The sequence below is a fragment of the Saccharopolyspora taberi genome (assembly GCF_039534165.1).
Classification (GTDB): domain Bacteria; phylum Actinomycetota; class Actinomycetes; order Mycobacteriales; family Pseudonocardiaceae; genus Saccharopolyspora_D; species Saccharopolyspora_D taberi.
On record NZ_BAAAUX010000011.1, the window covers coordinates 96,746 to 108,983 of the forward strand.

Annotated in this window: 12 protein-coding genes; 5 read left to right on the plus strand and 7 right to left on the minus strand. The window is 72.7% G+C overall.

Annotated elements, in window-relative coordinates; genetic code table 11:
• Positions 1 to 35 precede the first annotated feature (35 nt).
• On the minus strand, positions 36 to 848 hold the full coding sequence (locus tag ABD691_RS09605; RefSeq protein ID WP_344679177.1) for a mechanosensitive ion channel: 813 nt from the start codon (positions 846 to 848) through the stop codon (positions 36 to 38).
• Between the two features lie 347 nt (positions 849 to 1,195).
• Here ABD691_RS09605 and ABD691_RS09610 point away from each other — a divergent pair, with 347 nt between their 5' ends.
• On the plus strand, positions 1,196 to 1,558 hold the full coding sequence (locus tag ABD691_RS09610; RefSeq protein WP_344679178.1) for a hypothetical protein: 363 nt from the start codon (positions 1,196 to 1,198) through the stop codon (positions 1,556 to 1,558).
• A gap of 216 nt (positions 1,559 to 1,774) precedes the next feature.
• Here ABD691_RS09610 and ABD691_RS09615 read toward each other — a convergent pair whose 3' ends face one another.
• The gene (locus tag ABD691_RS09615) at positions 1,775 to 2,413 is read right to left on the minus strand and encodes a TetR family transcriptional regulator (protein WP_344679179.1); all 639 of its coding nucleotides are present in this window, start codon (positions 2,411 to 2,413) and stop codon (positions 1,775 to 1,777) included.
• A 111-nt stretch (positions 2,414 to 2,524) separates the two neighbouring features.
• Here ABD691_RS09615 and ABD691_RS09620 point away from each other — a divergent pair, with 111 nt between their 5' ends.
• Positions 2,525 to 4,126 carry an MFS transporter gene (locus ABD691_RS09620; protein ID WP_344679180.1) on the plus strand — a complete coding sequence of 534 codons (1,602 nt, stop codon included), beginning with the start codon at positions 2,525 to 2,527 and terminating at the stop codon, positions 4,124 to 4,126.
• Positions 4,127 to 4,159: 33 nt separating this feature from the next.
• Positions 4,160 to 4,891, plus strand: a complete 732-nt coding sequence (locus ABD691_RS09625; protein ID WP_344679181.1) for a DUF427 domain-containing protein — start codon at positions 4,160 to 4,162, stop codon at positions 4,889 to 4,891.
• Between the two features lie 6 nt (positions 4,892 to 4,897).
• On the opposite strand, the gene phoU is transcribed toward ABD691_RS09625, so the two are convergent.
• Both phoU and ABD691_RS09635 read right to left on the minus strand, forming a co-directional pair.
• Complete coding sequence (gene phoU, locus ABD691_RS09630) at positions 4,898 to 5,545, minus strand: phosphate signaling complex protein PhoU (RefSeq protein WP_344679182.1); 648 nt, start codon at positions 5,543 to 5,545, stop codon at positions 4,898 to 4,900.
• 71 nt (positions 5,546 to 5,616) lie between these two features.
• A complete protein-coding gene (locus ABD691_RS09635) occupies positions 5,617 to 6,495 on the minus strand; it encodes a nitroreductase family protein (protein ID WP_344679183.1) in 879 nt (292 codons plus the stop codon).
• Positions 6,496 to 6,613: 118 nt separating this feature from the next.
• Here ABD691_RS09635 and otsB point away from each other — a divergent pair, with 118 nt between their 5' ends.
• Together otsB and ABD691_RS09645 are read left to right on the plus strand one after the other, a co-directional pair.
• Positions 6,614 to 8,152: a trehalose-phosphatase gene (otsB, locus tag ABD691_RS09640; RefSeq protein ID WP_344679184.1), complete on the plus strand. Its 1,539-nt coding sequence runs from the start codon at positions 6,614 to 6,616 to the stop codon at positions 8,150 to 8,152.
• The gene (locus ABD691_RS09645) at positions 8,149 to 8,568 is read left to right on the plus strand and encodes a universal stress protein (RefSeq protein WP_344679186.1); all 420 of its coding nucleotides are present in this window, start codon (positions 8,149 to 8,151) and stop codon (positions 8,566 to 8,568) included. The genes otsB and ABD691_RS09645 overlap by 4 nt, the downstream gene beginning before the upstream one ends.
• Positions 8,569 to 8,804: 236 nt before the next feature.
• Here the strand turns inward: ABD691_RS09645 and ABD691_RS09650 are convergent, their stop codons facing one another.
• From ABD691_RS09650 to ABD691_RS09660, 3 genes are all read right to left on the minus strand, one after another.
• Positions 8,805 to 9,650 carry a hypothetical protein gene (locus tag ABD691_RS09650; protein WP_344679187.1) on the minus strand — a complete coding sequence of 282 codons (846 nt, stop codon included), beginning with the start codon at positions 9,648 to 9,650 and terminating at the stop codon, positions 8,805 to 8,807.
• Positions 9,651 to 9,740: 90 nt separating this feature from the next.
• Positions 9,741 to 10,181 carry an FHA domain-containing protein gene (locus ABD691_RS09655; RefSeq protein ID WP_344679188.1) on the minus strand — a complete coding sequence of 147 codons (441 nt, stop codon included), beginning with the start codon at positions 10,179 to 10,181 and terminating at the stop codon, positions 9,741 to 9,743.
• Between the two features lie 281 nt (positions 10,182 to 10,462).
• Positions 10,463 to 12,148 (minus strand): sensor histidine kinase, encoded by a 1,686-nt coding sequence (locus tag ABD691_RS09660; protein WP_344679189.1) that lies wholly within the window; start codon positions 12,146 to 12,148, stop codon positions 10,463 to 10,465.
• Positions 12,149 to 12,238: the final 90 nt, after the last annotated feature.

Genomic DNA, 12,238 nt, shown 5'->3' on the forward strand with positions numbered 1-12,238 from the left:
ACCCGGGCGCACGGCCCGGGTCCGCCGCGCGGACGTCACGCCGGTGGCCGGGAACCGGGTCCGCCGCCCGCCGAGGTCGACTGCGCCTCCGTGGTCCCCTGCCCCGGCGAGGTCGTGCTCCAGCCCTTGTCCTCGGCCGCTGCGCGCGAGGCCATCTCCTCGCGGCCGGCCCCGGCAGGCTGCTCCTCCTGCGTCCGGTTGTAGCCGGCCCGCAGCATCTCGGCGGCGATCTCGCGCCCGCCGAGCCCGAAGGCCAGCGCCAGGCCCAGCGCGATCGCGCCCATCAGCGCGGTGTAGGTGATCTGGACGATGGCGGGCGCGATCCCCAGCTGGGTCAGGATCATGAACACCGCGATGCCCATGACCAGGACCGGCCCGACGGTGGCCGCGATCCGGCCGGTCGTGCCGGTCATGGTCCGGCCCGCCAGCCTGCCGACCGCACCGGCGACCATCCCGGCGATGACGAAGATCGCGATCGCGGCGATGATGTTGGGCACGTAGGCCAGCACCTGGTTCATGAAGGCGGTGATCGCGGCGATGCCCAGCGCGCCGATCGCCGAGACCAGGCCCACCAGGAAGATCAGCCAGAACGCCACCTTGCCCATCGCACGGGACGGCGATGCGCCCGGCCCGGCCTGGTCGATCCAGCGGCCGACCGGGGTGTCCCGCATCCTGCGGTCGACTCCGACCTTGTGCAGGCCCTTCTCGACGAGCTTCTGCACCACCTTGGCCACGAGGTAACCGACCAGCAGCACGATCAACGCGCCGATCAGCGTCGGGATGTACTGGATCACCGCCTGCAGGCCCGCGAGCAGCGACTGGCCGAGTCCTCCTTGTGCGAGTGCCATGGCGTTCTCCTTTCGTCGGGTCGGCGTGCGGGGTCCCCGACGCCGCCGCTGCCCGCGCCTGCCCGCAGACAGGACGAGCAGTCCGTCCGGAGTTACCCGGTCGGCGCGATGCTCAACCCGTTCGGTGGTCAGGCGGGGTGGCGTGGTCGCCCGAACGGGTCCTGTGCGGTCCGGTTCCGAAACGCCGCCGCGGTGCGGCAACGCGCTGGTGGAACCATGCCGCGCGGTGGCGCGGCTCACCGCCCCGCGGGGCCTTTCGGCCCGGGTGGGCCACCGGTGCGGCGGCGACGCTGGACGGCGGGGGAATCCGAAGGAGGCGGCGGTCGTCGCCGGTGGAGGGAGAACGCATGGGATATCTCGAACTGCGCGTGCCGTCGACGCACGCTCCGGACCTGCGCACGGTCGAGGTGCGCCTCGACGGCGAGCCCGCCGGGGCGGTCGGTCTGCGGGTGTGCGAGCAGTGCGAGCTGGCCACCGTCGAGGAGGTGCGGCTGCCGGACGGGACCGCCGCCCGGGCGCTGCGGGTGCTGGTCGAGCGGCTGCCGCAGCTGCGCTGGACCGGGAGGTCCGAGCAGGCGCCCGAGTTCTGGGAGGCGCTGCCGTGGTGGCAGGGCTCGGGGACTCCGGAGCGCTGCGGGCACATGCGGGGGCCGGCCATTCCCGAGCAGCGGGCGACCGGGGTGGACGCCGTCGCTCCGGCCAAGGCTTGACCGCGGCTTGGGCCCGGGACGCCTAGCCGACCGGTCCGCGCAGGGGCGGCCGTGGCGGGATCGCCGCCTGATCCGGGCGCACCAGCACGCCGCCGGTGCCCGAGAAAGCTCTCGATCCTGCTCACCGCGGGGCAATCAGGTGACGCGCCGCAGGTCACCACCACGATCCAGCAAGCCGCCGACCGTGTCCGCAACCGGCTGGCCACCAGACACGCCCTAGGCGGAATCCGGCTCTACGAGCGCGTTCGCCGCCTGTTCCAGGCCGCCCGCGGTTTCCGCCAGCACGCCGGCCAGCACTTCGCGCAGCGCAACGCCGTCGGTGCGGACCAGCCAGGCGTGCATCGCCGCCCCGAAGCAGCACATCAGCGTCATCGACCAAGCGCCCGCCCGGGGATCCCCGGCGGGCGTTCCCATGCGGTCGGCCAGCACCGCGGTGACGTCCCGGACCCAGCGCTGGCGGATCATGTGGGCCTCGTAGTCGCTGGGGCTCTCCAGCGCGTCGAGGAGCCGGGCCCGCTGGAGGTGCAGTTCGCGGTCCACCTCGATCCGCTCGGCGGCGTCGAGCATCGCCACCGCCAGCGACCGCATCGGGTGCTCGTTGGCGGGCCGGGTCGCCAGGACCTCGCGCATCCGCCGGGTTTCCCGCTCGTGGTCGCCGAACAGCACCGCGTCCTTGCTCGGGAAGTGCCGGAAGAACGTGCGGGGAGCGATGTCGGCTGCCTCGGCGATCTGCTCGACGGTCGTCGCCTGGAAACCCCGCTCGGAGAACAGCCGCAACGCGGCGGCCTCGATCGCGGCGCGGGTGCGCTGGGTGCGGCGGTGCCGCCGATCGGCCGGTGCGTCCAGGGCTGTCATGGCTGACAGGTTCACCTCGGCCGGGCCCCGGGTCAAGGCGGCGGATGTCACAACTGGCAAATGGCAGTCATGACATAACCTGGTGGCCGAGCCCGGAGCGAGGGAGGATCGATGGCCGGCAACCCACCCGAAGCGGTGGCCGAACCCCAGGACCTGACCGCGACCGAGCGCGCCGCGCTGACCGACGCGGAACGCGCCGCGGCGGCCGAAGGCATCGCGCCCCAGGTGTACCGGCGGCGGTGGGCGACGCTGCTGGTGCTGTGCCTGGCGCTGTCGGCGACCATGCTGGCCAACACCTCGCTCTCGGTCGCCCTGCCCTTCCTCTCCCGCGACCTCGGCTCGTCGATGGCCGAGCAGCAGTGGTTCAGCAACGCCTACGCGCTGGTGTTCGCCGGGCTGCTGTTCACCACCTCGGCGCTGGCCGACCGCTACGGCCGCAAGGCGATGCTGCAGGCCGGGATGGTGCTGTTCGGCGCGGTGTCGCTGTACGTGTGGCTGTTCGTCGGCTCCAGCGCCGAGCTGATCGCCGCCCGCGGGCTGCTCGGCCTCGGCGCGGCGATGATCATGCCGGTGACGCTGTCGATCCTGACCAGCGTGTTCCCCAGCGCCGAGCGCACCAGGGCGGTCAGCCTGTGGGCGGCGGTCTCGGGCGCGGGCTCGGCGGTCGGACCGGTGGTGGCCGGTCTGCTGCTGGAGGTGACCACCTGGCACTGGGTGTTCGCGATCAACGTGCCGGTCGTGATCGTCGGCGTGCTCGCGGGCATCCGCTACGTGCCGTCGCACAGCGGGCGGCGCGACAGCACCCTCGGCGGTGTCGACCTCGGCGGCGCGGTGCTGTCGACGGCCGGGATCACGCTCGTGGTCTACGCGCTGATCGAGGCCCAGCACGTCGGCTGGACCGCGCCGCGCACGCTGCTGATGGTCGCCGCCGGGCTCGCGCTGGTCGCGCTGTTCGTGCTCTGGGAGCGGCGGGCCAAGGACCCGATGCTGGACGTGTCGCTGTTCGCCAACAGCGGGTTCTCCGCCTCCGCGGTCGCGCTGACGCTGGTGTTCTTCGCGCTGATCGGCGTGTTCTTCTCGCTGAGCCAGACGCTGATCCTGGTCTTCGGCTACTCGCCGCTGGGGTCCTCGACCGCGCTGCTGCCGATGTCGGTGGTGATGGTGCTGGTCGCGCCGCAGGTGCCCAAGCTCGTCGAGCGGTTCGGGCCGCGCGGCACGATCGCCACCGGCCTGGTGCTGGCCGCCGCCGGGATGGCCGGGCTGAGCACGCTGACCGCCGAGTCCGGCTACTGGCACCTGCTGCTGCCGCTGGGGGTCACGGCGCTGGGCATGACGATCACGATGGCCCCGGCGACCGACCAGCTGATGGCCAACGTCCCGCGCGAACGGGCCGGGATGGGCTCGGCGACCAACGACGTCACCCGCGAGGTCGGCGCGTCGCTTGGAGTGGCGGTGCTGGGCAGCGTGCTCGGCGGCGGTTACGCCGCGCAGCTGTCCGGTTCGGTCGCCGGACTTCCGCCGGAGGCGCAGGAGCTGGCGAAGTCCTCGCTCGCCGGCGGGCTCCAGGTCGCGGCGGGCGCGCCGGAGCTGGCCGGGACGGTCATGAACTCGTGGATGGGCGGCCTGCAGGTGGCGCACCTGGCGGGAGCGGGCATGATCCTGGTCGCGGCGCTGATCGCCTGGATCTGGTTGCCCCGCAAGGCCAACCGCTGACGCACCGCCCGCCGGTGCGGGAGGATGACTGCCATGACCAGTGACGTGCGGATCGAGCCCTCGGCCAAGCGGGTGCGCGCCTACCTCGGCGGCAGGCCGGTCGCCGACACCCGGCACCCGGTGCTGGTGTGGGAGAAGCCGTACTACCCGACCTACTACATCCCGGTGGAGGACGTCCTCGCCGAACTCGAACCGACCGGCGGCACCCGGCACTCGGACCGGTTCGGCGAGGGCGCGATCTACGACGTGCGCACCGCGCGGGGCGCCGCGGTGCGCTACGAGCAGTCGCCGGTGCCCGAGCTGCGCGGCCTGGTGCGGCTCGCGTGGGACGCGATGGACCAGTGGTTCGAGGAGGACGAACCGGTCCACGTCCACCCGCGCGACCCGCACACCCGGGTCGACGTCCTCGCGAGCTCGCGGCACGTGGTCGTGCGGATCGACGACGTGGTGGTGGCCGACTCGCACCGGCCGCAGATCCTGTTCGAGACCGGGCTCCCGCCGCGCTACTACCTGCCGCTGACCGATGTGCGGATGGACCTGCTGCGCCCGTCGGAGCACCGGACCGCCTGCCCGTACAAGGGAACCGCGAGCTACTGGCACGTGGTCATCGACGGCACCGAGCACACCGACGTCGTCTGGCACTACCCGACTCCGCTGCCGGAGAGCCAGAAGATCGCCGGGCTGGCCTGCTTCTACGACGAACGCGTGGACATCACCGTCGACGGGCAACCGCAGGAACGTCCCACCACACCGTTCAGCCCGTAGCGCGGGTCATTCCGGCAGGGTTCCGGTCACCGCGAACTCCAGGCGCCGGGACACCGACACGGCCTGGTCCGCGAACCGCTCGTAGAACCGGGCCAGCAGGGCGAGGTTCACCGCGGTGCGGACGTCGTGCGGCCAGTCCTTGCCGGTGACGGCGCCGAGGATGCTCGCGTTCAGCGCGTCGACGGCGTCGTCGGAGTGGCGCAGCTCGGCGAAGCCGCCTTCGGCGCTCTCGCCGGACACGAACCCGGAGAGCCTGCGGGCCATGTGCTCGCCGAGCTCGCCCATGGTCCGGAAGTCGCCTTCCAGCTCCGGCGGGAGCACCCGCTCCGGGTGGACCCGGCGCGTGGTTTCGGCGATGTGCGCGGCGAGATCGCCCATCCGCTCCAGCTTCACCGCGCAGTAGATGGTCGCCAGGATCGTGCGCAGTTCGGTGGCGACCGGCGACTGCAGCGCCAGCAGCGTGCTCGCGTGCTCCTCGCACCGGCGCCCGGCCTCGTCCAGCCGGACGTCGTCGGTCAACACCTGTTCGGCCAGCGCCAGGTCCGCTTCCAGCAGCGCCCCGGTGGCCAGGTGGATCGACTCCGCGGCCAGTTCGCACATGCCGGTCAGCTCGTGCCCCAGTTGTTCCAGCTGGCCGTGGAACGCCTCCCGCACCACTCCGTCCTCACCGTCGTCGGAGCTTCACCGGTTGGCTTACCGGCGCGATGGCGGGCCAAACACCCGGCTCAGCCGCTTCGCGGATCAGGGACCGGGTGACCGAACCTCATGACCACCTGCGGTTCGCACGGTAGGTCGAGCCGCTGCCGCAGCGCGGTGCGCACCTCCGTCCGGTGCAGCGGGCGGGTCATCACCGAGGCCACCAGCCCGCGGGTGGTCGCCTCCAGCCACGCCGTCTGCATCGACTCCCCGGCTCGCAGGCGGTTGCGGCGGTCGTCCGACGGCGTGCCCAGCACGAGCACGGACTCCTCGCAGATCGACCCGGTCAGATCGGGTTCGGCGGACGCGCCCGGCCGCGGTCCCGGCGTCCACATCGCCAGCTCGTTCCGGTAGCCGTTCTCGTCGCCGTGGTCCAGTCCGGTGCAGCGGAGCAGGCGCGCCAGGGCGAGCGCTTCCTGCTCTCCCGCCACCCAGCGGGCGTGCACCGCCGACGACGTGGCCGCGTCGCGGAGCGCGTCGCGGATCCCGGGCGACAGCGGTGCCGACAGGAACGGCTGCCGCCAGCACCGGCGCCTGCCGATGGCCTCGTGCCGGACAATCTCCTCCGGCGTCCGTTCGACCCGGTGCGCGCCGATCACCGCGGCCACCACGTCCGGCCGGCTGTCCCGCTGGACCACGGTCGCCCAGCCGAGGCTGCGGATCGCGAGCACGAGGTTGGCCAGCACCGCACCGCAGAAGATGATCCGGTCCCTGGCCTCGGCGTCGCAGCGGACGAGGTCGGCTCCGCGGAGTTCGCACAGCATCGCCATCCGGTCCACCAGCTGCAGCTCGCACGGCCGGCTGCCGTCGGCGGACGGCGCCGCCTCGGTCGCGCGCTCCAGCACGCCGGCCTCTTCCCGGGACCAGCTGTGCTCCACCGGCATGCTCGTCGCCCCCGCTCGGCTCATCTGCTGACTTCTCCCTCCGCGATCCCGCGTCGGCCCGGCAGCTGCGGGTACTCCCAGGCCAAGTCTTGGGAACCCGCGGACGTCACGTCAGAGGCGATGTACCCACCACGGAGGAATCATGGCCGCGGCCGACATCGACCCGGACCGCCACCGCGCGGTCCTGCTCGCCCTCGACGGCGTGCTCGCCGACACCGCCGCGGTGCACTCGGCCGCGTGGAAACGGCTGTTCGACCAGTACCTCGCGAACAGGGAGGAGGACCAGCGGCCGTTCGACGCCGACGACTACGCGCGCTACGTCGACGACCGGCCGCGGGCCGAGGGGGTGATCGACTTCCTGCGCTCGCGCGGGATCGAGCTGCCGCGCGGAACCCCGGACGACCGCACCGGCCAGGACACCGCGCTGGGCCTGGGAAAACTCAAGGAGCACTACTTCCGGGACGCGCTGGCGGCGGGCGGTGTCCGGGTGACCGACGGCGCGGTGGAGCTGCTCGACGCGCTGCGCGGCCGGAACGTGCGCACCGCCGTGCTGTCGGCGAGCCGAAACTGCGCGCTGGTGCTCGACCACGCCAACCTCACCGACCGGTTCGACGCGCGCGTCGACGGGATCGTGGCCGACGAACTCGGGCTGCCGGGCGTCCCGGATCCCGCCACCCGGCTCGAAGCCGCCCGCAGGCTGGGGGTGGCGCCCGCCGAGGCGGTCGCGGTGGAAGGTTCGGCGGCGGGAGTGGAAGCCGCCGAGCGGGGCGGTTTCGGGATGGTCGTCGGCGTCGCGGTCGGCCGGGCGCCGGTCGTCGTGGACGCGTTGCGCAGGATCACCGTCGCGGGCGCCGAACCGGGTTCGCACCCGTTGCCGGAGATCCCCGACGCGTTGGAACACTGGAACGAGTTCGCTGCGCGGCTGCGCGCTGGCAGGCCCGTCCTGCTGCTGGACTTCGACGGGACGCTGGCGCCCATCCAGGACACCCCGGACCGGGTCCGGCTGCCGTGGGGAACCCGGCGGGTGCTCCAGGAGCTCAGCGAGGTGTGCCCGGTCGCGGTGATCAGCGGGCGCGACCTCGACGACGTGCGGCAGCGGGTCCGCGTGCACGGGCTCTGGTACGGCGGAAGCCACGGGTTCGAGATCGCCGGGCCGGACGACGAGTACTTCGCGCACCCGGCCGGGGAGGCGGCGCTGCCCGGGCTCGACGAGGCGCAGCAGCGGCTGTCGGCGGAGCTGGAGTCGGTGCCCGGCGTGCTGATCGACCGCAAGCGGTTCGCGCTCGCGGTGCACTACCGGCTGGTCCACCCCGACTCCGTCAGCCACGTCGTGTCGGTCGTGCACGAGATCGGTTCCGGCCTGCCGTCGCTGCGCACCGCGCCCGGCAGGCTCGTCGCCGAACTCCTGCCCGATGTCGACTGGGACAAGGGCCACGCCCTGCGGTGGCTGCTCGACCACCTCGCCGTACCGGACCCGCTGCCGCTCTACGCGGGCGACGACTTCACCGACGAGGCCGCGCTGCGCGCCGTCCGCGACAGCGGCGTGGGGGTCGTGGTGCGCAGCACCGAGCACGGCGACCGGGCCACGTGGGCGCACTACGCCGTGGAAGACACGCATTCGGTGAGCGCACTGCTCGGACGCGTCGCATCCTTGCTGCGAACGGTTGGAGGGCACCCTTGAGCGACTACACGATCGTGACGGGCATCGACGGTTCACCGGCTTCCAAAGCGGCGCTGCGGTGGGCGGTCTGGCACGCCGGGCTCACCGGCGGCAGCATCACCGCGCTGATGGCCTGGGACATGCCGCTGATCTACAACTGGCAGGCGCCCGGCCTGGAGGACATGGCCACGACCACCGCCCAGCGGCTCGCCGAGGTCATCCACCAGACCGCGGGCGAGACGCAGGTGCCGATCCGCAAGGAGGTCGCGCAGGGGCATCCCGCACGGGCGCTGCTCGACGCCGCCGAGGAGACGCGGGCCGATCTGCTGGTGCTCGGGAACCGGGGGCACGGGGGTTTCACCGAGGCGCTGCTGGGGTCGGTCAGCCAGCACTGCGTGCAACACGCTCGGTGTCCCGTCGTGATCGTGCGGGGTTGATCCGCTTTCAGTCGCGGGGCCGAGGGCATTCCAAGGCAGGTCCCGTATCCGGTCGGGGTCACCACGCTGCACCTGGGCGAACTGCTCCCGATCGCACTGGGTGTTCACCGATTTCGCCGCCATGGCACCGCAGTTGCAGGCGGCCGGGCTGATGACCGCCGAGGAGCGGGAACAGCTCGTCGGCGCGATCGGTCCGGAGGAGTCGGTGCCCGCCGCGGGCGGTCCGGTTCCGCTGCCTACTCCTCCCCGGCGTAGCGGATTCCGGTGCGGCGCAACACAATCCACTGCTCGCCGGGACGGTCGACCACGACGGGGTACCAGCGCGGCTGCAACGCCGCGTACAGCTCCTCGCCCCGGTCGATCAGGGAACTCACCGCGGGTTCGCCCACGACGATCAGCGCCGACCAGTCGACGTGCGCCATCAAGTAGTCCGCGGTGACTCCGAACTTCGTCTCCAGCAAGGTCGTCACGTCGTACCCGGTGTCCGGTCCGGACTGGATTTCGCTGACATCCGGGGCTTCGACGTCGTCGGTGGCGTACACCTCGTCGCCGTCCGGCTCGTCGCCGAACTCGTCGTCCTCTTCGTCGTCGAACTCGCCGCGCTGCTCGGCCCACACGTAGTCGTCGAGCTTGCCGATGCGCGACATCATGTCGAAGGCTTGGTCGTCGGTGAGGATCAGCGTCACCGTCCGGCCGTCGACCAGCGTGAACGTCAGCTCCGCCTCCGGCGTGCCGCTGGAGCCGGGTTCCGCCTCCACCTCGCCCGCGACCTCACCCACCACAGCCGTGTCCGCCGGGCTCTGGCTCCCCGCTCCCAGCGAGGGCAGGTTCGCCGCCATCTCCACCACGCACCGCGCCGCGGTCCAGAACGCTTCCTTGTCCCGGAACTCCTTGCGGCTGCGGGTCAGCGTCCGGCCGAACCCCAGCGGCTCGACCCGGGCGTCCACCGTGCCGGTCCCGGTCCGGTTCTCCCAGATCGCGGTGACCGTGACGTGGTTCGCGAGCCGCCTGCGGTAGTTCTCGATGTGGCCTTCCCTGGCGAGTTCCCAGCCCCGCACGGTTTCGGGCCAAGCGTCGTTCACAGCGGGGTTTCCTTTCGGGGCGGTGCCGGTTTCCCACCTCGGACGCACCGCTCCCGCTGATCGTTCCCGCCCAAGATCACCCCGAGGCGGTCACTCCCGGACCGCGTGCTCGGGACCCGCGGTGCGAGCGACGCCGGGGCTGTTGGTGTGGAAGGTGAAACGCACCTTGCCCAGCCAGATCTGGTCACCGTCGGCCAGCCGCACGCGCTCCTCCGGCCGCCGGTTGACGAACGTCCCGTTCAGCGAGCCCCCGTCCACCAGGACGAAGCCCCGCTCCTGCCGGTGCAGCTCGGCGTGCGTCCGCGACACCGTCATGTCGTCCAGCACGATGTCGCAGTCCCGGTGCCTGCCGATCGTGGTAACGGCCGACGAGATCATGAACGCGAGCCCCTTGTCCGGACCCCGGCTGACGACCAGCCAGGCGGGCTCGCCGACCGCCGACGCGAGCGGGGCCGGTTCCGGGCGCATCCGCGGGATCTCCGACACCGCGTCGGGGCTGAGCGGGGGCAGGGCGGGCAGCGTGTCGTTCATCAATGGTTCTTTCCTCCGGTGGTGCTCGACCGCGTCGTGCGGCCAACAACGAGGTTGCCTGCCCCGGCGGGCACCACAACCGGGTCATTGGTCCTGACTCCGCTTCGGCGCACTCCGGATCAGGTCGGCGCACCCCGAGTCCGCGCACCCCGGGTCAGGTCCGCGCACCCCGAGTCCACGCACTCCGAGTCAGGTCCGTCGCACTCCAAGTCCCGCACTCCGGGTCAGGTCCGCGCACCCCCAGGTCAAGTCAGGCGCACCCCGAGTCCGCGCACCCCGCATCAGCGCAGCGGGGCCGACCACAGCAACCGGGTCCCGCCCTCCTCCCGCCGCCGCACCGTGCACCAGCCCCCGGCCTGCTCGGCCCGCTCCACCAGGTTGCGCAGACCGCTGCGGGAGATCTCGTCGGGCAGGCCGACCCCGTCGTCGACCACCTCGACCAGCAGGTCCCGGTCGAACGCGACCGTCACCGCCAGCTCGGAGGCCCGCGCGTGCCGCAGGATGTTGCTCACCCCCTCCAGCACGACCGCCTCGGCGTGCTCGGCCAGCGCCTGCGGCAGCGAGTCCAGCGGCCCCGACATCCGCACCGTCGTCCGGATCGACGCGTCCCCGACCACCTCGGCGATCACCTGCTGCACCCGGGCCCGGAACCGGGCCGACCCCTCACCGCCGGTCTGCAGGTCGAAGATCGCCGCCCGGATGTCCTGGATGACGTCCTGCAGCTGGTCGACGTGCTCGGCCAGCCGGTCGGCCACCATCGGCGACCGCGCCCGGCGCTGGGTGCCCTGCATCCCCATGCCGATCGCGAACAGCCGCTGGATGACGTGGTCGTGCAGGTCCCGGCCGATCCGGTCCCGGTCGGCCAGCACGTCCAGCTCCCGCCGGTAGCGCTGCGCCTCGGCCCGCTCCAGCGCGAGCGCGGCCTGGTCGGCGAACGACGACACGACCTGCAGCTGGTGCCGGTCGAACGGGGTCCGGCCCTCGGCCCGCACCGCCAGCAGCACCCCGAACGTCGTCTCCCCGGCCAGCATCGGGACCACCAGCGCGGGCCCGAAGGTCACCCCGGGCTCGGCGGAGAGGTCCTGGGCCAGCGCCGGGGCGTTGCGCGGGGTCCGGTCGCGCAGCACCTGCCCGGCGGTCGACCCGGCGAGGGGGATCTTGCGGCCCGCCAGGTTCGCGATGTCGGTGCCCGCGCACACCGTGATGGTCAGCTCGTCGATCTCCTCGGGACCGGCCTCGGTGTCCTCGGGGACCGCGAGCATGGTGTAGTCGGCGCCGATGAGCTCCAGCGCCCGCTCGGCGATCAGCTGCAGGGCGTCGGCGGTGTCGGTCCCGGCCAGCAGCGCGGCGGTGATCTCGCCGCCCGCGTCGAGCCAGCGCTCCCGCAGGCGCACCTCCTCGAACAGGCGGGCGTTCTCGACCGCGATGCCCGCCGCCCCGGCCAGCGCCAGCAACAGCACCTCGTCGTCCTCGGTGAAGCCGCCCCCGCCGCGCTTCTCGGCCAGGTAGAGCCGCCCGAAGGTCTCCTGCCGGGCCCGGATCGGCACCCCGAGGAAGCTGTGCATCGGCGGGTGGTGCGGCGGGAAGCCCGCCGACGCCGGATGCGTGGAGATGTCGTCCAGCCGCAGCGGCTTGCCCTCCTCGATGACCACGCCCAGCACGCCCCGGCCGGTCGGCAGCGGCCCGATCCGCCTGCGGGTCCGCTCGTCGATGCCCTCGAAGATGAACCGGGTGAGCGTGCCGTCCTCGCCCAGCACGCCGACCGCGCCGTAGCGCGCGTCGACGAGGTCGATGGCGACGTGCACGATCCGTCGAAGCGTCGCGTCGAGTTCCAGCCCGGACGAGATGGCCAGCACCGCCTCCAGCAGACCGTCCATCCGGTCCCGGATGCCTGCGATCTCCTCGATGCGTTCCTGGACCTGTGCGAGCAGCTCCTTGAGCCGCACCCGCGACCAGGCGCCCGCCATCGGCCTTCCCGGATTCGCGACACGTCCGGGTTCCGGTGAGTCCCCCCTGCCCACCCGTCCACTGTCGCACGGTGCCCGCCACCGGGCAGG